General features: G+C 34.2%; 17 protein-coding genes and 1 tRNA gene. 15 read left to right on the top strand and 3 right to left on the bottom strand.

What is annotated here, in order from left to right:
• The first annotated feature begins 3 nt into the window (after nt 1-3).
• From JM658_RS14405 to JM658_RS14335, 15 genes are all read left to right on the top strand, one after another.
• Nucleotides 4-2,013, top strand: a complete 2,010-nt coding sequence (locus JM658_RS14405) for a penicillin-binding protein (RefSeq protein WP_236959987.1) — start codon at nt 4-6, stop codon at nt 2,011-2,013.
• Nucleotides 2,010-3,473 (top strand): UDP-N-acetylmuramoyl-L-alanyl-D-glutamate--2,6-diaminopimelate ligase, encoded by a 1,464-nt coding sequence (locus JM658_RS14400; RefSeq protein ID WP_236959986.1) that lies wholly within the window; start codon nt 2,010-2,012, stop codon nt 3,471-3,473. The genes JM658_RS14405 and JM658_RS14400 overlap by 4 nt, the downstream gene beginning before the upstream one ends.
• 36 nt (nt 3,474-3,509) lie before the next feature.
• Nucleotides 3,510-4,742 (top strand): phospho-N-acetylmuramoyl-pentapeptide-transferase, encoded by a 1,233-nt coding sequence (gene mraY, locus JM658_RS14395; RefSeq protein ID WP_236959985.1) that lies wholly within the window; start codon nt 3,510-3,512, stop codon nt 4,740-4,742.
• On the top strand, nt 4,742-6,076 hold the full coding sequence (gene murD, locus JM658_RS14390) for a UDP-N-acetylmuramoyl-L-alanine--D-glutamate ligase (RefSeq protein ID WP_236959984.1): 1,335 nt from the start codon (nt 4,742-4,744) through the stop codon (nt 6,074-6,076). The genes mraY and murD overlap by 1 nt, the downstream gene beginning before the upstream one ends.
• Nucleotides 6,077-6,085: 9 nt before the next feature.
• Nucleotides 6,086-7,294 (top strand): FtsW/RodA/SpoVE family cell cycle protein, encoded by a 1,209-nt coding sequence (locus JM658_RS14385; protein ID WP_236959983.1) that lies wholly within the window; start codon nt 6,086-6,088, stop codon nt 7,292-7,294.
• Nucleotides 7,281-8,378 carry an undecaprenyldiphospho-muramoylpentapeptide beta-N-acetylglucosaminyltransferase gene (gene murG, locus JM658_RS14380; RefSeq protein ID WP_236959982.1) on the top strand — a complete coding sequence of 366 codons (1,098 nt, stop codon included), beginning with the start codon at nt 7,281-7,283 and terminating at the stop codon, nt 8,376-8,378. Before JM658_RS14385 ends, murG begins: the two co-directional genes overlap by 14 nt.
• A 10-nt stretch (nt 8,379-8,388) precedes the next feature.
• Complete coding sequence (gene murC / locus JM658_RS14375; RefSeq protein ID WP_236959981.1) at nt 8,389-9,744, top strand: UDP-N-acetylmuramate--L-alanine ligase; 1,356 nt, start codon at nt 8,389-8,391, stop codon at nt 9,742-9,744.
• The gene (locus tag JM658_RS14370) at nt 9,728-10,447 is read left to right on the top strand and encodes a cell division protein FtsQ/DivIB (protein ID WP_236959980.1); all 720 of its coding nucleotides are present in this window, start codon (nt 9,728-9,730) and stop codon (nt 10,445-10,447) included. The genes murC and JM658_RS14370 overlap by 17 nt, the downstream gene beginning before the upstream one ends.
• Nucleotides 10,448-10,450: 3 nt before the next feature.
• Nucleotides 10,451-11,800, top strand: a complete 1,350-nt coding sequence (gene ftsA / locus JM658_RS14365; RefSeq protein WP_236959979.1) for a cell division protein FtsA — start codon at nt 10,451-10,453, stop codon at nt 11,798-11,800.
• An 81-nt stretch (nt 11,801-11,881) separates the two neighbouring features.
• A complete protein-coding gene (ftsZ, locus tag JM658_RS14360) occupies nt 11,882-13,831 on the top strand; it encodes a cell division protein FtsZ (protein ID WP_236959978.1) in 1,950 nt (649 codons plus the stop codon).
• A gap of 102 nt (nt 13,832-13,933) precedes the next feature.
• Nucleotides 13,934-14,383, top strand: a complete 450-nt coding sequence (locus JM658_RS14355; protein ID WP_236959977.1) for a GatB/YqeY domain-containing protein — start codon at nt 13,934-13,936, stop codon at nt 14,381-14,383.
• Nucleotides 14,384-14,457: 74 nt separating this feature from the next.
• The gene (locus JM658_RS14350; RefSeq protein WP_236959976.1) at nt 14,458-14,757 is read left to right on the top strand and encodes a GIY-YIG nuclease family protein; all 300 of its coding nucleotides are present in this window, start codon (nt 14,458-14,460) and stop codon (nt 14,755-14,757) included.
• Nucleotides 14,754-15,014, top strand: a complete 261-nt coding sequence (locus tag JM658_RS14345; RefSeq protein ID WP_236959975.1) for a GIY-YIG nuclease family protein — start codon at nt 14,754-14,756, stop codon at nt 15,012-15,014. The genes JM658_RS14350 and JM658_RS14345 overlap by 4 nt, the downstream gene beginning before the upstream one ends.
• Nucleotides 14,992-15,065: transfer RNA gene (locus JM658_RS14340), tRNA-Arg, on the top strand. The genes JM658_RS14345 and JM658_RS14340 overlap by 23 nt, the downstream gene beginning before the upstream one ends.
• 115 nt (nt 15,066-15,180) lie before the next feature.
• Nucleotides 15,181-16,263, top strand: coding sequence for an alkaline phosphatase family protein (locus JM658_RS14335; protein ID WP_236959974.1), 1,083 nt, complete (start codon nt 15,181-15,183; stop codon nt 16,261-16,263).
• Nucleotides 16,264-16,351: 88 nt separating this feature from the next.
• Here JM658_RS14335 and JM658_RS14330 read toward each other — a convergent pair whose 3' ends face one another.
• The 3 genes from JM658_RS14330 to JM658_RS14320 all read right to left on the bottom strand — a co-directional run bounded on the left by JM658_RS14330 (nt 16,352) and on the right by JM658_RS14320 (nt 24,061).
• Nucleotides 16,352-19,174 (bottom strand): M16 family metallopeptidase, encoded by a 2,823-nt coding sequence (locus JM658_RS14330; RefSeq protein ID WP_236959973.1) that lies wholly within the window; start codon nt 19,172-19,174, stop codon nt 16,352-16,354.
• 134 nt (nt 19,175-19,308) lie between these two features.
• A complete protein-coding gene (locus tag JM658_RS14325) occupies nt 19,309-20,646 on the bottom strand; it encodes a RagB/SusD family nutrient uptake outer membrane protein (RefSeq protein ID WP_236959972.1) in 1,338 nt (445 codons plus the stop codon).
• Between the two features lie 10 nt (nt 20,647-20,656).
• Nucleotides 20,657-24,061: a TonB-dependent receptor gene (locus JM658_RS14320; RefSeq protein WP_236959971.1), complete on the bottom strand. Its 3,405-nt coding sequence runs from the start codon at nt 24,059-24,061 to the stop codon at nt 20,657-20,659.
• Nucleotides 24,062-24,136 lie beyond the last annotated feature (75 nt).

Raw genomic sequence — 24,136 nt, 5'->3', positions numbered from 1 at the left:
AAAATGCCGATAACTGATAAAAACATATTAAGCCGTTTGTATTTCGTTGCAGGATGTATGTTTTTCTTTGCGTTGGCTATAGTGGTAAAGCTTGTTACCATCCAAGTAGTAGACGGGGAAAAATATAGAGAACTTGCGGAGCAGCGTACTGTCAAAAACTTTACAATAGAACCTAAAAGGGGGAATTTGTATTCGGATGATGGTAGTTTGTTGGCTACATCTGTTACTAAATATGATATTCGTTTTGATGCTATCACGCCTCAACATAAAGTCTTTGAAGAGCATATAAAGCCACTTTCGGACTCTTTATCTGTTGCGTTGGGGAGATCTTCCTCATATTATTCAAATTTATTACGAAAAGCTAGAGCCAATAAGAATAGGTATTTACTAATAGCTAAAAACGTTGGTTATACAGAATATGTGCGTATTAAAAATTTCCCACTTTTTAATCTAGGTCCTTATAAAGGAGGCGTTATTGTGGAGCAGGAAACAAAACGTGAATATCCTTTGGGAGGAATGGCGCATCGTAGTGTTGGTTATGAGCGTGTTGACGATAAAGGTTATTATACGAGAGTAGGTTTGGAAGGTGCTTTTGGTGATTATTTAAGAGGAACTGAAGGGCATAGGTTGAAGCAAAAAATAGCAAAAGGGCAATGGAAGCCTATTACAGATTATAACGAGATTGAGCCTAAAGATGGCTATGATGTAGTTTCTACTATTAATGTGAATATCCAAGATATTGCACATCATGCGCTTTTAAAGCAATTAGAGAAATATAAAGCCGATCATGGTTCGGTGGTAGTTATGGAAGTGGCTACTGGAGAAATAAAGGCAATTTCTAATTTAGGAAGAACGAATGGTGGCGCTTATTATGAGCGATTAAATTATGCAATTGGTGAATCTCACGAGCCTGGTTCTACATTTAAATTAATGTCTATGATTGCAGCTTTAGAAGATAAGGCTGTAGATACAAGTGATGTTATTGATACTGAAAATGGAATTATTTCTTTCTACGGAAAAAAAGTGCGTGACTCTAAAAGAGGTGGTTATGGTAAAATAACTGTTTCTGAAGTGTTGGAGCGTTCTTCGAATGTAGGTATTGTAAAGATAATCGATAAGTTTTATAAAGACCAACCAGAGAAGTTTGTAAATAGAATTTACAATATGGGGCTTAATGAAAAACTAGGAATGTCGATTAAAGGAGAAGGAAGTCCAATTATACCACATCCAAATGATAAGAGTCGTTGGAGTGGAATTGCTCTACAATGGATGGCTTATGGTTATGGAGTTTCGCTTACACCTTTGCAAACGCTTACTTTTTATAATGCGGTGGCAAATGGAGGAGAAATGGTGAAGCCTCGTCTAATAAAGGAAGTTAGGGAGTGGGATAAGGTTATTTATAAGTTCGATAAAGATGTTATCAATCCTTCTGTTTGTTCAAAAGAAACTATTTCTAAAGTTCAGGCTATGCTTAAAAATGTGGTGGAAGATAAACATGGTACAGGTCATGGATTGTATTCCCCTAATTTTTCAATGGCTGGAAAAACGGGAACTGCTCAAAAGGATTATGCTGATAAAAGTAAAATGAATTATATCTCAAGTTTTGTGGGGTATTTTCCTGCTGATAAGCCTAAATATTCTTGTATTGTAGTAGTTCATAATCCTGATAAAAGTGTAGGGTATTATGGAGCAGATGTTTCAGGTCCAGTATTTAAAAGTGTAGCTCAGAAAATATATACAAACTCTCCATTAATAGATACTATCGAAGAACTTAATGAAGAGAGTGATAAAACAGAAAAAGATTACAAGTCTTATTACGCAAAAGTAAAAAAGCGTAATAATTTAATTCCAAATGTAGAGGGAATGAGTGGAATGGATGCAGTTTCTATTTTAGAGAATTTAGGAGTGCGTGTTAAGGTTGAAGGAAGTGGTGTAGGTAAAGTAAAAAGTCAGTCTATAAAAGGAGGACAAAAAATAGAGTCGAATCAAACAATCGTATTGCAATTGTCATGATGTTATTAAAAGACATATTATATAAAGTGAATATTAACGCAGTGGCGGGAAGTACCGTTACTTATGTTAATGATATTCATTTTGATTCTCGTAAGGTGTCTTTGGATGATGTTTTTGTGGCTATTCCAGGAACAGTTGTAGATGGACATGATTATATCACGAAGGCTGTGGAGTCTGGAGCAATTGCTGTAATATGTGAGCAGCTTCCGGAGCAAATAATTAACGGAATTACTTATGTAGAAGTTACAAATGCACATAAAGCATTGGCTATTATGGCTGCCAATTTCTATAAAAATCCATCAGAAAATTTAAAATTAGTTGGGGTAACAGGAACCAATGGTAAAACAACAGTTACAACACTATTATATAATTTATTTAAGAAGGCGGGTTATAAAGTAGGTTTGCTATCTACAGTTAAAATAATGGTTGGGGATAAAGAATATCCTGCAACGCATACAACTCCAGATTCATTAAAGATTAATAGCTATTTGCAAAAAATGAGTGATGAAGGAGTGGAATTTTGCTTTATGGAAGTAAGTTCTCATGGAATTCATCAGCAGCGAACTGCTGGACTGCACTTTGCTGGGGGAGTATTTACAAATTTAAGTCACGACCATTTAGATTATCACAAAACATTTGCTGAGTATCGAGATACGAAGAAAATATTTTTCGATGAGCTTCCAAAAACAGCTTTTGCATTAACAAATGCAGATGATAAGAATGGTGCTGTGATGTTGCAAAACACAAAAGCAAAGAAGGTTACTTATGCATTAAAATCGTATGCCGATTATAGAGCGCAAATATTAGAAAATCAATTCACAGGCTTATTATTAAAAGTAAATGATAATGAGGTCTGGTCTCGATTAATAGGAAGTTTCAATGCTTATAATTTATTAGCTGTTTTTGCGGTAGCCGATCTTTTTGAATTGGGAACCATAGAAACGTTGCAGCATTTAAGTGAATTAGAAAGTGTAGGTGGGCGTTTTCAGTATTTTATTTCTGAAGAAAAGGTAACTGCTATTGTAGATTATGCACATACTCCAGATGCGTTAAAGAATGTATTAGAAACTATAAATACAATTCGCACGGGGAATGAAAGCTTGATTACAGTTGTGGGTTGTGGTGGAGATAGAGATAAGACAAAGCGACCAGTTATGGCAAATATTGCTTCGATATTAAGCTCTAAAGCAATTTTCACTTCTGACAATCCTAGAACGGAAGATCCGAAGGTGATTATTGAAGAAATGGAAGCGGGTGTGGAGCCTCAGAATTTTAATAAAACAATCTCTATTGAAGATAGAAAGCAAGCAATCAAAACAGCTTGCCAATTTGCTCAGGCTAATGATATTATTCTTATCGCAGGAAAAGGTCATGAAACCTACCAAGAGGTAAATGGAGTTCGTAACGATTTTGACGATATGAAGGTTGTTAAAGAATTATTATCAAACGTAAAAAAATAAAGCAGTAAGCTCCGAAAGGAGTAAATAGAAAAATATATGTTATACTATTTATTCGAATTTTTAGAAAAAAATTATCAACTCCCTGGAGCTGGATTGTTTCAATTCATCACTTTTAGGGCTTCTGCTGCTGTGATTTTATCCTTGTTGATATCTACAATATTCGGAAAGAGAGTTATCAATTATTTACGAGCAAAACAAGTAGGAGAAAGTGTAAGAGAACTCGGTTTAGAAGGTCAAGTTCAAAAAGCAGGAACTCCAACAATGGGTGGGATCATAATAATTATGTCTACGCTGATTCCTGTGTTGTTATTCGCGAAGCTAGATAATATATATATCATTCTTCTAATTGTTACCACTTTGTGGATGGGAGCTATTGGTTTTATAGATGATTACATAAAAATTTTTAAAAAAGATAAAGAAGGATTAAAAGGGCGATTCAAAGTATTAGGACAAATTGGAATTGGTATTGTAGTTGGAGCAACATTATATTTTCATCCAGCTGTTACTATCAAAGAAGAGCTTAAAGCGCCAAATAATATTGAAGTGGTAGCAAATGGAGATGTGGCTTTAGAGTATGGAAAAGAAGAGAAGTCAACAAAAACTACGATTCCTTTTGTAAAAGATAATGAGTTCGATTATTCAGAATTGGTTTCTTGGATGGGAGATTATTATAAAAGCTATGCTTGGTTAATATTTATTCCAATAGTGGTTTTTATAATTACTGCAGTTTCGAATGGTGCCAATCTTACGGATGGAATTGATGGTTTGGCAGCGGGAACATCTGCAATAATAGTACTCACATTAGGAATATTTGCATGGGTTTCTGGGAATATAATTTTCTCGGATTACCTGAATATTATGTACATCCCTAGAGCTGGAGAAATGACAGTTTTTATAGCTGCTTTTGCAGGTGGATTAGTTGGTTTTTTATGGTATAATGCTTTTCCTGCTCAAGTTTTTATGGGAGATACGGGGAGTTTAACTATAGGAGGGATCATTGCAGTATTGGCAATTGCTATTCGTAAAGAATGGTTAATTCCAATCCTATGTGGAATCTTTCTAGCAGAGAATTTATCAGTGGTATTGCAAGTAGCTTATTTTAAGTATACGAAGAAGAAGTATGGAGAAGGAAGAAGGATATTTTTAATGTCGCCTTTGCATCACCATTATCAGAAGAAAGGGTATCATGAAAGCAAGATTGTAACTCGCTTTTGGATTATAGGAATTTTATTAGCGGTATTAACTGTAGTTACGTTAAAACTTAGGTAATGAAAGTTCTTGCGATTCTTGGAGGAGGAGAAAGTGGCATTGGCGCTGCGATTTTAGGAAAGAAGGAAGGATACGAGGTTTTTGTTTCTGATAGAGGTCCTATAAAAGAAAAATATAAAAACGTCCTTAAAAATATTGAGGTTGATTGGGAGGAAGGTCAGCATTCAGAAGATAAAATTACGAATGCCGATTTGATTGTAAAAAGCCCTGGCATTCCAGACAAAGCTCCTTTAATTGTAAAGTTGAAGGAAATGAAGATTCCTGTGATTTCTGAAATAGAATTTGCAGCTCTTTATACAAAAGCAATGCTTATTGGAATTACGGGGAGTAATGGAAAAACCACCACTACAATGTTAACCACCCATATTTTAAAAAATGGAGGATTAAACGTTGGAATGGCTGGGAATATTGGTGATAGTTTCGCTCAAATGGTAGCCGAAAATGATAAAGATTCTTATGTACTTGAAATTAGTAGTTTTCAATTGGACGGAATCCATCAGTTTAATCCGCATATAGCCATTATTACAAATATTACCCCTGATCATTTAGATCGTTACGATTATAAGTTTGAAAATTATATAGCTTCTAAATTCAAAGTAGCTATGAATCAAACTGCAGACGATTACCTTATTTATGATGCTGATGACGAAGTGATAGAAGCTTGGTTAGAAAAGCATCCAGTGAAATCAAAATTATTACCGTTTTCTATAGAAAAGAAAATAGAAAACGGGGCTTATTTAGAAAATGATAAAATTATAATTAACATAGATAAACAGCATATAGAAATGTCTACAGATACTTTAGCATTAGAAGGGAAACACAACACGAAGAACGCAATGGCGGCTTCTACTGTGGCTCAGTTATTAAAAATTAGAAAGGCGACAATTAGAGAGAGTCTGGAGAATTTTCAAGGAGCAACGCATAGATTAGAAAAAGTGTTGAAAATCCAAAATGTTCAATATGTGAACGATTCTAAGGCAACGAATGTAAATGCAACGTTTTATGCGTTGGATAGCATGAAAACTCCTACGGTATGGATTGTTGGAGGGCAAGATAAAGGAAATGATTATTTGTCTTTAATGCCTCTTGTGAGAGAGAAGGTAAAAGCGATAATCTGCTTGGGTCTTGATAATGCTAAGATCATAGAGACTTTTGGTGGTGTTGTAGATTTTGTTGTGGAAACTACATCTATGAAAGATGCAGTAAATATGAGTAAAGAAGTAGCAGAAAGAGGGGATACAGTTTTATTATCTCCAGCATGTGCATCTTTCGACTTGTTTACAAATTATGAAGATCGTGGAGATCAGTTTAAAAAGGCAGTTCAAGAATTATAAAAAGAAATAGTGCAGCAATTATTTAAAAATATTAAGGGAGATAAAGCTATATGGGCCGTAGTGGCCATACTAGCGTTATTTTCTTTTTTACCAGTATATAGCGCCAGTACAAACTTAGTGTATGTGGTTGGTAGCGGTACTACCTTTGGGTACTTATTAAAGCATGCTGTTTTGCTTCTTTTAGGTATCGGAGTTATATATGCTGTACATAAAATACCTTACAGATATTTCAAGGCATTGTCGATTTTAGCGATGCCGATTGTAATACTGTTATTGCTTTATACGTTAGCTCAAGGAACGATGATTGGTGGAGCTAATGCAAGTAGGTGGATACAAGTTCCTTACGTAGGAATTACTTTTCAGACATCTACTTTTGCTGCTATTGTACTTTTAGTACATGTAGCTAGGTATTTAGCAAAAATAAAAGATAGAACGGTAACTTTTAAAGAGACTATTGTGCCGTTATGGTTGCCAGTTTTTATAGTGTTGGTTTTAATTTTACCAGCTAACTTTTCTACTACAGCTATTATCTTTTTAATGGTTTTAATTTTATGTTTCTTAGGAGGGTATCCTTGGAAATATCTGTTAGGAGTAATAGGTGCAGGTATATTAGGGCTTACGATGTTTGTGTTAACTGCAAAAGCATTTCCAGGTCTCTTTCCAAACCGTGTTGATACTTGGATAAGCAGGATTGATAATTTTACAAATGATGAAGATACAGAAGCTGATTACCAAATCGAGAAAGCAAAAATAGCAATCGCAACAGGAGGTGTTGTTGGTTTGGGAGCAGGAAAGAGTGTGATGAAAAACTTCTTACCTCAAAGCTCATCAGATTTTATATATGCTATCATCATTGAAGAATATGGCCTTGTAGGTGGTTTCGTAATTATATTTATGTATCTACTTCTACTATTTAGAATTGTGGTTGTAGCACATAAATCGGAATCTACATTCGGAAAATTATTGGTTATAGCTGCAGGCTTGCCAATTGTAGTGCAGGCATTTATAAATATGGCAGTAGCAGTCGAGTTATTTCCAGTAACAGGGCAAACACTTCCGCTAATTAGTAGTGGAGGAACCTCTATTTGGATGACATGTTTAGCAATAGGTATTATTCTAAGTGTGAGTGCAAAGCGTCAAGAGGATTTAGAAGAAATTGAAGAGAAAGAAGCAATAGATAATCAGAACCCATTAGATATTTTAAGTGAGCAATTATAAATTCATATTATCGGGAGGCGGAACAGGAGGTCACATCTATCCTGCCATTGCTATAGCAAATGAGCTAAAGCATAGGTATGCAGATGCAGAGTTCCTTTTTGTAGGTGCAGAAGATAGAATGGAGATGGAGAAAGTGCCTCAAGCGGGTTATGAGATTGAAGGATTATGGATTTCAGGAATACAGCGTAAGCTAACATTAAAAAACTTAATGTTCCCTTTTAAGCTGATTAGTAGTATTTGGAAAGCGAGAAAGATTGTAAAATCATTTCAACCAGATGTAGTTATCGGTACAGGAGGATTTGCTAGCGGTCCATTGCTTAAAGCAGCCTCTGGGAAAGGTGTTCCTTGTGTGATACAAGAGCAAAATTCTTTTCCTGGAATTACAAATAAGTGGTTGGCAAAAGATGTGAAAAAAATATTTGTTGCTTATGATAATTTGGAGCGCTTTTTTCCAGCTGAAAAAATTGTAAAAACTGGAAATCCAGTAAGGCAAGATCTTTTACAGATAGGAGATAAACAGTTAGAGGGAATTAAATTTTTTAATCTTTCTGAAAAACGTAAAACGCTGTTTGTCATGGGAGGAAGTTTAGGAGCGAGAAGAATTAATCAGCTGATTGAAAAAGAGCTAAACTTTTTTGAAGAAAATAACGTACAACTAATATGGCAATGTGGAAAGCTGTATTATGATGAATATAAAAAATATGAGAGTGACTTTGTAAAAGTTAATGCTTTTATAAATGATATGAAGTTAGCCTATGCAGCAGCAGATGTAATTATATCGAGAGCGGGTGCAATATCGGTTTCGGAATTAGCTATAGTAGGAAAGCCTGTTATTTTTATTCCTTCTCCAAATGTGTCTGAAGATCATCAAACAAAAAATGCAGCGGCAGTAGTAAGTAAAGATGCGGCTTTATTAGTAAAAGAAACTGATTTAGATACTGATTTTGAAGCTAAGTTTTTATCAGTATGGAATTCAGAAGAAGAACAGAAAAAAATAGGAAATAGTTTTAAGATGTTAGCATTACCTAATGCAACAAAAGACATCGTTGATGCTATTGATGAAATAATTAAAAAAACAGCTTAACAAGTTGAAAATGGATTTAAATAAAATAAATAACGTTTACTTTCTGGGCATAGGCGGCATTGGCATGTCTGGCTTAGCACGTTATTTTAAATTCATAGGAAAGGAAGTTGCTGGATATGATAAAACTACTAGTGAGATTACTAGTGGATTAACAGCGTTGGGAATTGCAATTCATTATGATGATGCAATAGAGAATATCCCAGCTGATTTTAAAAATATAGAAAACACATTAGTTGTTTATACACCTGCAGTTCCAAGTGATAATAGCGAGTATGGTTATTTTGTTTCAAATGGATTTAATATTCAGAAACGAGCAGCAGTTTTAGGACTGATAACAAAAGACTCTTACTGCTTTGCTGTAGCTGGAACACATGGAAAAACAACAACAAGTGCGATTTTAGCACATATTTTAAAAGAAACAGGAACACCAATTACAGCTTTTTTAGGAGGTGTTTCTGAAAACTTTAATAGTAATTTTTTAATAGAAGGAGATGAATTTACCGTAGTAGAAGCGGATGAATTTGATCGCTCTTTCTTACATCTCTCTCCATCGGTAGCATGTATTACTTCAATAGATGCAGATCATTTAGATATTTATGGAGATAAGGAGGAGATGGAACGAACTTTTGTAGCGTTTTCTGAGAAAGTAAAACCAGGAGGGAAGCTTTTTGTGAAAAGTGGATTGCCAATTAATGGAATTACTTATGGTATAGAGGATAATTCTGATTTTTCAATTAGAAATCTAACAATAACAGACTCAACCTACCTATTCGATTTAGTGACTCCCACAGAACATGTTAGAGGAGTGAGGTTTAACAAGCCAGGAAATCATAATTTGTTAAACGCATTGGCAGCATTAGCAATGGCGACTACTATAGACACCCCTCTAAGTCGTCTTGCTGAAGCCCTTGCCACTTTTAAAGGAATAAAACGTAGATTTTCTTATCATATAAATCAAGAAGATCTTATTTATATAGACGATTATGCGCATCATCCAACAGAAATAGATGCTGTTTATGAAGCCGTAAAAAGTGTACACCCAAATAAAAAAACAACTGTAATCTTTCAGCCCCATCTTTTTTCAAGAACGAAAGATTTTGCCCCCGAATTTTCAAAGAGCTTAGCCAATTTTGATGAGATAATTTTATTAGACATATACCCCGCTAGAGAGAAACCTATTGAAGGAATTACTGCCGATTGGTTGTTGGAAATGATTTCCAGTGATAACAAGCAAAAGGTTGAAAAAAGAGATTTAACTGAGGTGTTGAGAAAAAGCGATTCGCAAGTTTTCTTATCCTTAGGAGCAGGAGATATTGGACTAGAAGTTAATACCATAAAAAAAGCGTTAAGTGAAAAAATATGTTAACCATATAAAAATATTTGTTGTGCTATTCGCATTGATTTTCTTGTATTCGTTTTCGAATACAAGGAATGAAAACCGTGAATTGAGTGCTAATTGCAACATCGAATTTTTAAATAACGATGGTCATTATATCACTCGAAATACGGTTAATAAATTGTTGATACAAAATCCAGATACCCTTACGGGCGTACGAAAAGAAAAATTAGCTTTGAATACTATAGAGAAGTCTCTGATTGCTAATGCAATGGTACAAGAAGCAGATGTGTATGTATCTGTAACAGGGCAAATTGGAGCTAAAATTCGGCAGCGCACGCCAATAGGGCGAGTAGCAGCGAATCAGCCATTTTATATAGATATAGAGGGTAAATCGATGCCATTATCTCCGGTGCATTCAGCTAGAGTGCCGTTGATAACTGGTACAGATGTAAAAAATAATATGCCAAAGCTCTATGAGTTGGCTATGTTTATATATTTCGATGAGTTTCTGAAAAAAAATATTATAGGAATTCATCAGAACAATAAGCATTTTGAATTGAAGTTAAGAACCGAAGGTTTTATTGTAGACCTTGGTGAGGTAGCGAACTTAGAATCTAAGTTCAATAATTTTAAAGCTTTTTATCAGAAGGGGTTACATGATAAAACTTTAGATAGTTATAAAACTGTTAACCTTAGTTTTGATAATCAAGTGGTGTGTACCAAAAAATAAGTTATGGAAAATACTAAATACGCGGTAGGATTAGACATAGGGACCACTAAAATAGTGGCTATGATAGGTCGTGAAAACGACTATGGAAAGATTGAAATTTTAGGTATTGGTAAATCCAAAAGTTTGGGAGTACACAGAGGTGTCGTTAATAATATTACTCAAACTATTCAATCTATACAGCAAGCTGTTCAAGAAGCAGAAAGTGTTTCTGGATTAAAAATACACGATTGCGTGGTAGGGATTGCTGGTCAGCATATAAGAAGTTTACAACATAGTGATTATATCACAAGACCAGATTCTGAAGAGGTAATCAGTGAGGTTGATTTAGATAAATTATGTAATCAAGTATACAAGCTTGTAATGTTACCTGGAGAAGAAATAATACATGTGCTTCCTCAGGAATATAAAGTAGATGGACAGGCTGAAATAAAAGAACCAATAGGAATGTATGGAGGTCGCTTAGAAGCGAATTTCCATGTTGTTGTTGGGCAAGTGTCTTCTATTAGAAATATAGGAAGATGTGTAAAAAGTTCTGGACTAGATTTAGCTGGAATTACATTAGAACCTCTTGCTGCTGCAAATGCAGTTCTTAGTCAAGAAGAAAAAGAGGCTGGAGTAGCATTGATAGATATAGGAGGTGGTACTACAGACTTAGCTATTTTTAAAGATGGTATAATTAGGCATACTGCAGTAATTCCTTTTGGGGGAAATGTTGTTACTGAAGATATTAAAGAAGGATGCTCAATTATAGAAAAGCAAGCAGAGTTATTAAAAATAAAATTTGGATCTGCTTGGCCTGGAGAAAATAAGGATAATGAAATTGTTTCTATTCCTGGTTTAAGAGGTAGAGAGCCTAAAGAGATAACCTTAAAAAACTTATCTAAAATTATCCATGCAAGAGTTGTGGAAATTGTAGAGCAGGTTTATATGGAAATCAAGAATTATGGGCATGAAGATCAAAAGAAAAAATTAATAGCTGGAATCGTTTTAACAGGAGGTGGAAGTCAGCTAAAGCACTTAAAGCAACTGGTAGAATACATCACGGGTATGGATACTAGAATAGGATATCCTAATGAACATCTAGCAGGAGATTCTGATGCTGAAGTGGCAAGTCCTGTTTATGCAACTGCTGTAGGTTTGGTTATGAATGCCATTCAGCAGCAAAAGAAAAATGGAGCTTTAAAAATAGAAAAAGAAAAAGAAGCCATTAAGGAAGAGCAAATAGAGCAAGAACAAATAGAAGAACCGCAAATAAATACAGAGCCCCAACCAACTGAACCGCCAGTAGAACGGAAATCGTTTCTCGAAAAGTGGTCAGAAAAATTAAAAGATTTTTTAGATAACGCAGAGTAGTAAACCAACGCTATAAAGGTCATCTTAAAAAATATTCAAAAAAGTAGTAAATAGAAAAAATTAGGGTAAAAAAGAATTATTATGAGTAGCACAACAGATTTAGGGAACATCTCATTCGACTTACCAAAGAATCAAAGTAATGTAATTAAAGTTATTGGCGTTGGAGGCGGCGGAAGTAACGCAATTAATTACATGTTTCAGCAGGGTATAAACGGAGTAGACTTTGTAGTTTGTAATACAGACTCACAGGCGTTACAAAATACAGGCGTACCAAATAAGGTGCAGTTAGGGGTTTCATTAACAGAAGGACTTGGTGCAGGAGCCAATCCAGAAGTTGGTGAAAATGCAGCTATAGAAAGCTTAGAAGAACTGCAATCTATGTTGGATACCAATACTAAAATGGTTTTTGTCACCGCAGGAATGGGTGGTGGAACTGGTACAGGAGCTGCACCAGTTATAGCTAAGCTAGCAAAAGACATGGACATATTAACTGTTGGTATTGTTACAATTCCTTTTCAGTTTGAAGGGAAAATGCGTAATGAGCAAGCGCAGCGTGGGGTAGAAAAGCTTCGTGCGAATGTAGACTCGCTAATTATGATTAATAATAATAAGCTTCGTGAAGTATACGGAAACCTTGGTTTTAAAGCTGGTTTCTCTAAAGCGGACGAAGTATTGGCAACTGCGGCAAAGGGTATTGCAGAGGTGATAACACATCACTACACGCAAAATATCGATTTACGTGATGCTAAAACAGTACTTTCAAATAGTGGAACTGCAATAATGGGATCTTCAACTGCTACTGGAGCTAACCGTGCACAAGAGGCTATTATGAAAGCGTTAGATTCTCCGTTATTAAACGACAACAAAATATCAGGTGCTAAAAACGTATTGCTACTTATTGTTTCTGGTGCTGATGAAATTACCCTAGATGAGATTGGAGAAATTAATGATCATATTCAAGATGAAGCTGGACATAATGCAAATATCATTATGGGAGTTGGTGAAGATGAAAGTTTAGGAGATGCTATCGCTGTTACAGTTATTGCTACGGGTTTCGACGCTGAACAACAGCATGAAATTGTTAATACTGAAGCAAAAAAAATAATCCACACTTTAGAAGATGAACAAAAAGCAATGCATGATTTAACCCCTAAAAATAATCAGCAGCAGTTTTTTAGTTCAAATGAACAAGAAGTAGAAGCAAAACCAGAAAAGGTTGTAAAGCATACTCTTGTTGAAGATGATGTGGAGCCAGAAGTGAAGCCTCAAGCTAAAAATGATATGGAGTTAATTCCAACATCAGAGCTTATAAAAAACATTAATGTTGTTTATGATGAAGTAACATTAGAAAACGATGATGACTTTGTAATTATCGATACGACATCTCAAATTAAAGATATTGATGTAGTTGATCCTGAGGTTTTGAGAGCTGCACCAAAAAAGCAAACAGCATTGCCTTTTGATATGCCTTTAAATGAAGACAGTCAAGAGGAAAGTGAAAGTGAGCATGTGGTTACTTTTGATTTCTCTGATAGTGTGAATGATGTTGAAGTGAATGATCATGTAGAGGTTGTTCCCGTTACTGAAGTCTCTGAAGGAGGAACTAAGCGTTATAGTTTAGATGATTATATGGAGATTGAAGACCAGATGAACAGCGCAAAACCTGTAGAGAAAAAGGTAGAGAAGGTAGAGCAAGAATTAGCTTTTCAGAAAAAAGTTGTAGAAGAAAAACAACCGCAACAGGAAGCTGCAGATGAAGAGGTGGATCCTATGAATAGCTCTATTGAAGATAGCCTAAGAAATAGAGCAGAAGAGCGTAGACGTAAGTTAAAGGACTTTAACTACAAATTCCATAACAATGCTTCTAAGATTGAAGAAATTGAAAAGCAACCAGCTTATAAACGTATGGGAATTGACCTTGAAGATAGAAGATCTGATAGTCAATCTTCTCGTATGAGTGTAGGAACTGATAGCAATGAAGAAACACAATTGAGAAGCAATAATTCTTTTCTGCATGATAATGTAGATTAGTTTTTAAAAATCTAATAATTTAAAACCCGAAATCTTTTAAAAAGGTTTCGGGTTATTTTTTTATCTTCGCACAGCGTAAATAATAGTAAATACAGTACAATTATGAGTTTACAAGACAAGGTAATGGCAGAGATGAAAACTGCTATGAAATCAAAGGATACAGTAGCTTTAACAGCACTTCGATCAGTAAAATCTGAATTGTTATTGGCACAATCAAGTGCTGGTGGTAAGGATGGAATGTCTGAAGAAGATGAAATAAAACTATTACAGAAGCTTGTAAAACAAAGAAAAGATAGCGCTGCTATATATACAGAGCAAGGAAGAGCAGATTTAGCGGAACCTGAAATGGCAGAAGCAGCAATCTTAGAAAAGTTCTTACCAGAACAACTAAGTGAAGAAGAAGTTGCCGTAATCGTTGATGCAGTTATTGCTAAAACAGGAGCTGAAGGAATGAAAGATATGGGGAAAGTAATGGGAATGGCTTCAAAAGAATTAGCAGGAAAAGCAGATGGAAAAACGATTTCTACAGTAGTAAAAAGTAGATTAAGCTAGGAATAAACCATAATTTATAAGGCCGCGTGGCGCAACTGAATACCTGCCGGCAGGCAGGGCGCAAAATTTGAATTATGATTTATTACGTATATGTTTTGAGAAGTGGGTTTGATGGTAGGTTGTACAAAGGGCATACGAACAGACTTGAAGAGAGAGTAAGAGAGCATAATTCAGGAAAAACTAAATCTACTAAAGGATATAAGCCATGGGTTTTGGTTTATTATGAGGAGTTTAGTACGCGGGAATTGGCTATAGCTAGAGAACGATATTTTAAATCTGGATCTGGAAGAGAATTTTTAAAAACAAAAATAAGGCCGCGTGGCGCAACTGAATACCTGCCTGCCGGCAGGCAGGGCGCAAAATTTGAATTATGATTTATTACGTTTATGTTTTGAGAAGTGGGTTTGATGGTAGGTTGTACAAAGGGCATACGAGCAGACTTGAAGAGAGAGTAAGAGAGCATAATTCAGGAAAAACTAAATCAACTAAAGGATATAAACCATGGGTTTTGGTTTATTATGAGGAGTTTAATACGCGGGAATTGGCTATAACTAGAGAACGATATTTTAAATCTGGGTCTGGAAGAGAATTTTTAAAAACAAAGATAAGGCCGCGTGGCGCAACTGAATAGCGCATCAGATTTCGGCTCTGAGGGTTGGGGGTTTGAATCCCTTCGCGGTCACTTTAAGAAGGCAAGTCATTTTTTGACTTGCCTTTTTTAATTCTGATTAATAGTTTTATTTGTTCATAACTTATTAATTTTAGCTGGTATTAAAACAAGAAATAAAACCAACCTTATGAAGAAAATAACTTTACTGTTTTTACTGATAGCAACTTTTACTTTTGCACAAGAGAAAGAACAAAAAATAGTATTAATTACTTTAGATGGACTCCGTTGGCAAGAATTATTTACAGGTGCAGACGAGAAGTTGGTAAACAATAAAGCGTACGTTAGTAACACAGAAGGTTTAAAAAAAATGTTTTGGGAGAATACTCCAAAGCTACGTAGAGAAGCTTTATTTCCTTTTTTATGGGATTATGTAGCTAAAAACGGACAGCTTCATGGTAATAGAGATAAGGGGAGTAAAGTGAATCTAACAAATTCAATGTGGTTTTCTTACCCTGGCTACAATGAGATTTTAACAGGTAATGCTGATGATAAAAACATAAAAAGCAATGACAAAATCTACAATCCAAATACTACCATTTTAGAATTATTAAATAGCACAAATGATTTTAAAGGGGAGGTAGCTGCCTTTGGAAGTTGGGATGTATTCCCATATATAATTAATGATAAGAGAAGCGGTGTTCCCGTAAATGCGGGGTTTAGAAATGCTGAAGGAGATTTAACTGATAGGGAAAAGTTTTTAAACCAATTACAGTCAGAAATACCTAGCCCATGGGGAACTGTTCGTTTAGATGCCTTTACACATCATTTTGCTAAAGAATATATGAAAAGTAAGCATCCTAAAATAGTTTATGTAGCTTATGGAGAAACTGATGATTTTGCTCATGATGGAGATTACGAAGCATATTTGAAATCAGCACATACTACAGATTCTTTTATTAAAGATTTATGGGAGTTTACACAAGAGGATGAATTTTATAAAGACAACACAACCTTTATAATTACTACAGACCATGGTCGTGGAACACATCCTTTAGAAACATGGAAAAGTCATGGAAGTGATATTAATGGAGCAGACGAAGTATGGATTTTAGCTTTTGGGAAAAATGCGTCTGCACTAGGTGAAGTTAAAATAGAAGAGCAATTGTATAGCAACCAAGTAGCTCCTACAATTTTAAAGATTTTAGGTGTAGAGGATGCTCCAAAGAATATGAATGGTTCCGTTTTAGAGATGATAAGGAGTAAAGAATAACTTTACAGGGAAATTTATGTAAAAAACCTCCACGAGTTTCTATACTATTAAAAAGAAACAAGTGGAGGTTTTTATAGAAAGATTCTTATTATTCTTCTAAGTTTTCAGGAATTAAAATAAATTCCACATAGTTAGAATAATCAAAATAGGTGTTTGCTGCTTTTTTGAAATAATCAGATGTAATTACATCATATCGTTTTTCATAATCTAATATTTCTTCTGGATTCCATCCATATTCATCGGCACTTCTTAACTTCATTACCCAATAACTGTTACTTTTAAGTGCTACCTTAGTAATATTAAGTTCAGCTTCTTTAATTTTAGCTACATTTTTTTCTGAAGCCCCATTTTCTTGTATATCTTTTATAACCTCATGTACTTTATCAATTAAGGCTTCTCTGTTTTCAGGATCACATGTAAACCTTACATTCATTCGGTACCAATCATAAGGGCGGTCTGTTGCATATCCAGAAACTTGAACTCCATATACTCCAGACATTTTTTCTCTTAACTCTTCGGTGAGTTTTATCTTTAGAAGTTTTCCTAAAAGAGAAACTTGCATTTGATTGTCTAAATTATAATCAAGTTTTCCAGTAAATCGGATATCTACTTTAGACTTATCTTCTGTTCCTTTAGTGATAACTTTTCTATGCTTTCCTGTAATTCTTCTTAAACCGATATCTCTCCACGATTGTTGTTCTTTTAAATCCGAAGGTAAGCCTCCTAGATATTTTAAAACCATTGGTTTTAGGGTATCGATATCAAAATTACCAACAAAAATAAACGTGAATCCATTAGCATTTGAAAAGCGCTCTTTGTAAAAGTTAAACGATTCTTCCAGCTTTAATTCTTCATTAATTTGTTTTTCAGAAAGTGGAATAGATCTTAAATCATTATTAGTCATTATTTTACTGATTTCATTATCAAAAACAGTATCAGGATTCAGACTATCATTTTTAATAGAAGCAAGCATTCTCTCTTTAGAGGTATTAAATACTTTTTCATCTTTATTTGGTGCGGTAAAGTAAAGATTTATAAGTGTAAGCATTCTTTCTAACTCTTCAGAAGTACTGCTTCCAGAAAATAATTCATCATAATAATTTATATAAGGAGTAACAGAAACCGTTCTTCCCATATTTAGTTTCTCTAGATTGATGTTTGAAATTCCATCCACACCACTATTACCGATAATGTTGCTGGCTTGTCTCGCAGACACATATAATTCATCTGGAGCAATAGAACTTCCCCCTTGTCTGTAACCTCTAAGCGAGATGAGATCATTTTGTAATTCGGTAGGCTTTAATATGATTTTTACGCCATTACTTAGCTCCCAAGTAGTAACATCAATTTTTTCATTGTAACTGGAAGCTGTTACTTTTCCAGAATCAACGATTTTTGCTTTCAGCTTTACATCTCCTAATGTATCTACATAAGGTTCAATTTCTTTTGAAGTTGACGTTTCTAGTAATCCTAAAATATCATTTTCAGTAGGTAGCTCAAGATTTTGCTTTTCAGGAGCATTTAAAATTATAGTTAGATTTTTATTCTGAATCCAAAAGTCAGCAATCTCATTTACATCATTAATAGAAATTGTAGGTAATATATGTTGGTAAAATTCATATCTGAAATTTTCACTTAAAACAGGTTCGTTATCAGTGAAATTATCTATTAACTCTTCAACATAAAGCTTAGAAGGAATCTTTCCAGCTTCTTTACGAAATAACTTAGCATTATTTATAAGCGCTTTTTTGTAGCGTTCCAACTCAGTTGCTTTAAAGCCATGCTGTTTTATTCTTTCATTTTCTTGTAATAGTATGGAAATACCATCGTTAATCTGCTCTTCTTTTAAGATTGCTTTTAAGTAATATGCATCTTTATTGCTTAAAAAATTACCGATTCCACCAGTAGCTGAAAGTAAAGGAGTGTTCTCAGCAAGTTCTAATTCATCTAATCGTTGTTTTAACATCCCTGTAAAAAGGAGTTTTATGATGTCATTTTTGTAATCTTCTAGAGTGGAAACAGCTTCTTTTTCTTCCTTATAATAAAAGGAGACACTTGTGCTTTTAGCCTCTTTGTCAGTTACAACTTTTATGGTTGTAGCACTATTATCTTCAATGGTATAACGTGTTCGCTTTTTTGGATTCTTAACTTCTTTGATTTTTGAAAATAAAGACTTTACTTTTCTTTCTGTTTTATCAATATCAATATCTCCAACAATGATAACAGCCATTAAATCTGGTCTGTACCAATCTTTATAGAAATTTTTTAAGGCACTATGTTCTCCATTCAATATAATATCTAATGAACCGATAGGCAGTCTTTTTGAGTAGCGAGAATTATTAGTGATTACAGAAATTGTTTTGTCATACATCCTAGAGTTTGCATTGTTTCTTGCTCTTAATTCTTCAGCAACAACACCACGTTCCTTGTCTATTTCATCATCACTTAGTGTGATCCCGTCTGCCCAATCTCTTAATATATCTAAACTTGTGTCAAAAATAGCTTCATCATCTGTTGGAACAGTTAATTTGTATACTGTCTCATCAAAACTAGTATGCGCATTTAGATCTGCTCCAAACTGAACTCCTATACTTTGTAAGTAATCGATTAATTCATTTTTCTTGAAAGATTTTGTACCATTAAAAGCCATATGTTCTATAAAGTGTGCGAGTCCTAATTGGTTTTCATCTTCTAGGATAGAACCTGCATCTAGAACGAGTCTTAATTCTGCTTTTGCTTCAGGCTTAACATTCTTTTTTAAATAATATTTTAAACCATTTTCCAAAGTACCTGTTTTAATTGAAGGATCCATTGGTAACGGAGTACTTAAATCAGAATTATTGAATGTTTTCGTGTCCTGTGAAAAGCAAACTCCACAGTATAATATAAATAGTATTTGTAGTATTTTCATTTTTAAATTTTCTTTAGTATTTCCATCCTTAAGGCATATATTTCCTTAAGGATGTAATACTGTTATTCAAATAAATAAAGATTTTTATGTATGTTTATCTAAAAATTATTGATAAGTTTTATAGTGATAACGGCTTATTCGTAACCTGGATTTTGATCTGCAAGTGTAAGAAATTCATTCCCTTCTATTTCTGTTGTAGGGATCGGAAGAATGTATTGATCCACACTTGTTATAGAAGGTTTTAAATCCATAGCTTTTTCAAATCGTATTGCTGCAAACCAATCAGATCCATTTTCATAGGCCATCTCTTTAATATATTGGTTAAAGATGTTATCATTGAGTTCTTCAATAGAGGTAGCAGTAGATAAATCTGCATCTGCTCTCTCTATAATTTTGTTTAAAGGAATTTTTGCGGCTTCAACATCACCAGTACTTCTGGAAATACCTTCAGCTTTTATAAGGTACATTTCTGCTAAACGGATAAAGAATGTTGGACGAAAACTATTTTCATTATTAGTTTTTAAAACAGTAGTACCACTATAGCTGGCCTCTTTTCTAGGATCATTTTCCATGAGATCGGTAAACCATCCATCAGCAACACGCCCAGCGTAAAATCGTTTTCTATTATTCTCATCATTATCAGATTCGGAATCTCTAAAAGTTACTAGGATATTTTCTGAAGCATTATAGCCTTTATCAAAAACATCAGAGAAGTTAGTTTCTAAAGAAGTAGTTCCCTCATTTATTACTTGATCTGCTATGTTTGCAGCCTCATTGTATTGCCCGTTATACAATAAAACTCTTGCTTTTAAGGCTTTTGCAGCTGTTTTTGAACCTCTGTAAGAAACAGTAAAGTCAGGAGCATTAGAAATTGCATAATCTAAATCTGACAATATCTGACTGTAAGATTCTTGTACAGAACTTCTTTTTATGCTTCTAGTAACAAAGTTTACAGGTTCTGTTCTTAGGATCACTCCTAGATTACTACTAGAGTCATAAAATTGTCCGAAATAGCGTAATGCATCAAAAGTAGCCATTGCTCTAAGAAAATGAGCTTCTCCAATAATTTCTTTTTTTGCTTCTGGAGTAATAAGATCGTTACTTAACTTTTCTGTGTTTGCAATTGTATTATTTGCAGCATCAATCACGCTATAAAAAATGCTCCAGAAGTTCCTTACTGTAGCATTTTCAGCAAGAATATCATTATCGAAAATCTCTTCGTCTGAACTAGAATTTATTGTCATAGAACCTATTAATGCACTCGGAATTATTTCAGAATACATATAATAAGAAGAATTTGTATATGATATGATCTGGCTATAAGCACCATTTAATAGTGCTTTAGCATCATCTTCATTTGTTACTACATTTTCTGGAACTAAATTATTTGGCGGATCTTGATCTATAGAATCTGTCAAATTACAAGCCGTTAATCTAATTGCTAGTATTGTTATATATAGTACTTTTTTCATAATATTTTTTTTAGAAACCAATATTTACGCCTAGAGTGAAAGATTTCTGTGGAGGAAATCTATTAGTATCTCTCCCAGATCCTGAAATATCATTATTAAATAGAGTACCTCCTTCTGGGTTTGCTCCTGGATAATTTGTTAGTGTCCATAAGTTTTGAGCAATACCATAAAATGATATAGAATTAATGAAACTGATTCTATCTATTGTTTTTCTAGGCAATGTATATCTTAAGTTTAGTGTATTTAATCTTAGATAAGATGCATCGTGTACGTAATAGCTAGAAAGTCTATCATTATCATTAGGGTCTTTATAGACAATTCTTGGCTGATCTGTAGGATTTTCTGCTGTCCATGCATTATAAACTTCAGTTGTTTTATTCTCACTAAAATAGGTGCTTGTAAAATTGATTGCTCTTGATTGAGAAAACCACATTAACTCATTACCTATAGAGTAACTAAATTGAGCTGAAAGAGAGAAACCTTTGTATCTCCAAGTACTGCTGAATCCACCAAATACATCAGGTTGAGAATTTCCAATAGTAGTTTGATCAAAGTCATTAACAATTCCATCAGGGATCCCATCTGGGCCAGAAATATCATTAAATTTTAAATCTCCAGGAGCAGTTCCATCTTCCTGATAAACACCATTTGGAGCCGCTTGATTCAATGCATCGATTTCTGCTTGATTCTGAAAAATGCCTGCGGCTTCATAACCATAAATAAGCCCAATAGGACTTCCTTCTTGCAAACGTCCACCTCCCAAACCAGGGAAACCAACTATATAACCGTCATCATCTTTATAGTCGTCTCCTATTTCTGTAAGTGTATTTGTGTTCTTTGTTGCATTTAAGCTTAGATTCCATGAAAAATCTTGATTATTAAAAAGACGAATGTCCAAAAGTAGTTCGTATCCTTTGTTTTCCGTTTTTCCAATATTTGCAAGTACAGATGTTACACCTGTATTTCCAGGAGTTTTTACAGGGAATATAACATCCTCTGTATTTTTTGAGTAATATCCTATTCCTCCAGAAATTACATTTTTAAAAAATGAAAAATCCATTCCTAAGTCAAACTGCTTCGTAGTTTCCCATTTTAATCGATCATTACCTAATTGAGATAAAACAGTGGAAGGGTCGTTTGCATAAGCATCTGTAGAATATAATGTTCTCCATTGATAAGCACCAAAGTCTTGTTGACCAGTTAATCCATAACTAACACGTAATTTCATTTCGTCAATGACATTGCTATTAGCTATAAAATCTTCATTAGATAATCTCCACGCCGCTGCTGCTGCTGGAAAGAAAGCATATTTATTCTCTTTAGCAAATTTTGAAGAACCATCTACTCTTCCTGTTAATGTGATAAGGTATTTTTGATTATAATCGTAATTAACTCTACCAAAATAAGAAGCTAATCCTGAACCCTCTTCATAGGATTCACCTCCGTTACTAACGGTAGCACTAGATACATTGCTTAAAACATTATTAGAAAATCCAGTTCCAAAAGCTTTATTGTAAGAGCTGTTTATCTCCTCAAAAGTGGTTCCTAAAACTGCATCAATATTATGCTTTTGATTAAAAGTCTGCTTGTAGGTTAATGTATTTTGCCATTGTAGAATAGTATTTGTAGACCTACTGTCTTGAGCAAATCCATCTCCATCTCCACTAAATCTAAACCAACCTCCCCTAGAAGTGTATTTTGGATAAAAGCTATATTGATTTCCGTTGTTATAATTTGCGGAAAGTCTGGTTTCAAAAGTCAATCCCTTCGTTAAATCTAATTGGGTAAACACAGAACCTAGAAAAAGAAAAGTTTTATTTTTATTTTTAGCTTGTGCTAAAGCAACAGGATTTTCGCTGTTAGAAGTTTCAGAATATGCATAATTCCCATCTTCATCAAAAATAGGAGCATCTGGTCTGAAAGTATACATTCTATCTACAAGACCTCCATCTGCAGAAGATTGATTAAGATAGGATGTTTGTAAGCTGGTTCCAAACCTCCAAAAATCAGTTATATCATTATTTAGGTTTATATTTAGCGTGTAACGTTCACTACTTGCGCCTTGAATTCCGCTTTCAGAATTTAAAGCAGAAAGGGAAATAGAATATTGTGATTTTTCACTCCCTCCGCGGACACTTAAATTAGCGTCGGTAGAAACAGCCATCCCGTTAGTTAGTTCGTCTTCCCAATTAGTTTCTGTATCTCCAAAATAAGAACCATCTAAAACACTTTTTGTAAAAGCATCATCTACATTACTGTTTTGAACGGCTCTTGTCCAAATATCTTTATATTGATCTGCATTTAAAACATCCAATGTATTTGGAGTTTGTATCGTGCTAGAAACATCTACATTAATTGTGGGTTTCGAGTATTTAGATCCTTTTTTTGTGTTTATAATAATAACTCCATTAGCTGCTCTAGAACCATAAATTGCAGCCGCAGATGCATCTTTTAAAACACTTATAGATTCAATGTCATTTGGATTTATATTAGCGATCGGTGTACTTAAACCTTGGTAATTTAATTCTCTACCCAGATTTTGGCCTTCGGTTCCACCTACAGGAATGTTGCTTTGAGGAACTACAGGAATTCCATCAATAACGAACAACGGTTGGTTAGAACCTGATAGGGAGGAAGTACCTCTAATTCTAATTTTAGAAGCAGCGCCAGGCTGTCCGTTTGGAGTACTTACAGAAAGACCTGCTACTTGTCCTTGAAGTGCTTGTTCTACATTTACTGTTGGAGCTTGGTTGCTAAAGCTCTCCATTTTAACACTACTTACAGCACCAGTAATATTTTCTCGTTTTACTTCTCCATAACCTACAAGAACAACTTCATCAATAGCTTCTACGGCTTCTTTAAGGGTTACATTAAATGTAGAGGCGTTATTCACCTTAACTTCCTTGGTTTCGAAACCAATGTAAGTAAACTGTAATACATCATTTTGACTAGCAGTAATGGTAAAATTTCCATCTTGATCTGTACTCGTCCCAATTGGAGCATCTTTTACTTTTACTGTAACCCCTAATAGCGGAACGTTGTTTACATCAGTTACTTTTCCAGATACTTGATTTTGGAGATTCTCTATTTTATCAAAAAGGAAGGAGCTTTTAAAAGTGTTTTTCCTTAAAACTATCTGCTTCTTCTTAAGAATGTAAGTGATATTACTATTATTAAAAATAGTATCTAAGATATCAGAAACAGATTTCTTGTAAACATCAATAGAAACTTCTCTTTGAGTATCTATTTCATTATTATTATATAAGAATTTAAAATCTGTTTTCTGTTCTATTTCTTTAAGTACAGTTTCAATACTAACATTTTTAAGATTTAAATCAATCCTTGTTTTTTGCGCATATGAGTTTGCGTTTACTGTAAATAAAGAAGCTAAGAGAAAAAATATAGTTAACTTCATTTTTAAATAAAATTGAGAGGAATAAGACCAATAGGGCCTTATGAAAGTTCTATTTTTCATACATTTGTGATGTTT

This window comes from Joostella atrarenae, assembly GCF_021764745.1.
Lineage (GTDB): Bacteria > Bacteroidota > Bacteroidia > Flavobacteriales > Flavobacteriaceae > Galbibacter > Galbibacter atrarenae.
The sequence above is the reverse complement of the archived record's forward strand: the minus strand, read 5'-3'. Positions and strand labels throughout refer to the sequence as shown.

Coding starts and splice junctions, on each gene's coding strand:
- ftsZ (WP_236959978.1), top strand. CDS start 11,882: ATGAGTAGCACAACAGATTTAGGGAACATCTCATTCGACTTACCAAAG.
- JM658_RS14320 (WP_236959971.1), bottom strand. CDS start 24,061: ATGAAGTTAACTATATTTTTTCTCTTAGCTTCTTTATTTACAGTAAAC.
- murD (WP_236959984.1), top strand. CDS start 4,742: ATGAAAGTTCTTGCGATTCTTGGAGGAGGAGAAAGTGGCATTGGCGCT.
- JM658_RS14405 (WP_236959987.1), top strand. CDS start 4: ATGCCGATAACTGATAAAAACATATTAAGCCGTTTGTATTTCGTTGCA.
- ftsA (WP_236959979.1), top strand. CDS start 10,451: ATGGAAAATACTAAATACGCGGTAGGATTAGACATAGGGACCACTAAA.
- murC (WP_236959981.1), top strand. CDS start 8,389: ATGGATTTAAATAAAATAAATAACGTTTACTTTCTGGGCATAGGCGGC.
- JM658_RS14355 (WP_236959977.1), top strand. CDS start 13,934: ATGAGTTTACAAGACAAGGTAATGGCAGAGATGAAAACTGCTATGAAA.
- JM658_RS14345 (WP_236959975.1), top strand. CDS start 14,754: ATGATTTATTACGTTTATGTTTTGAGAAGTGGGTTTGATGGTAGGTTG.
- JM658_RS14350 (WP_236959976.1), top strand. CDS start 14,458: ATGATTTATTACGTATATGTTTTGAGAAGTGGGTTTGATGGTAGGTTG.
- JM658_RS14335 (WP_236959974.1), top strand. CDS start 15,181: ATGAAGAAAATAACTTTACTGTTTTTACTGATAGCAACTTTTACTTTT.
- JM658_RS14325 (WP_236959972.1), bottom strand. CDS start 20,646: ATGAAAAAAGTACTATATATAACAATACTAGCAATTAGATTAACGGCT.
- JM658_RS14400 (WP_236959986.1), top strand. CDS start 2,010: ATGATGTTATTAAAAGACATATTATATAAAGTGAATATTAACGCAGTG.
- JM658_RS14330 (WP_236959973.1), bottom strand. CDS start 19,174: ATGAAAATACTACAAATACTATTTATATTATACTGTGGAGTTTGCTTT.
- mraY (WP_236959985.1), top strand. CDS start 3,510: ATGTTATACTATTTATTCGAATTTTTAGAAAAAAATTATCAACTCCCT.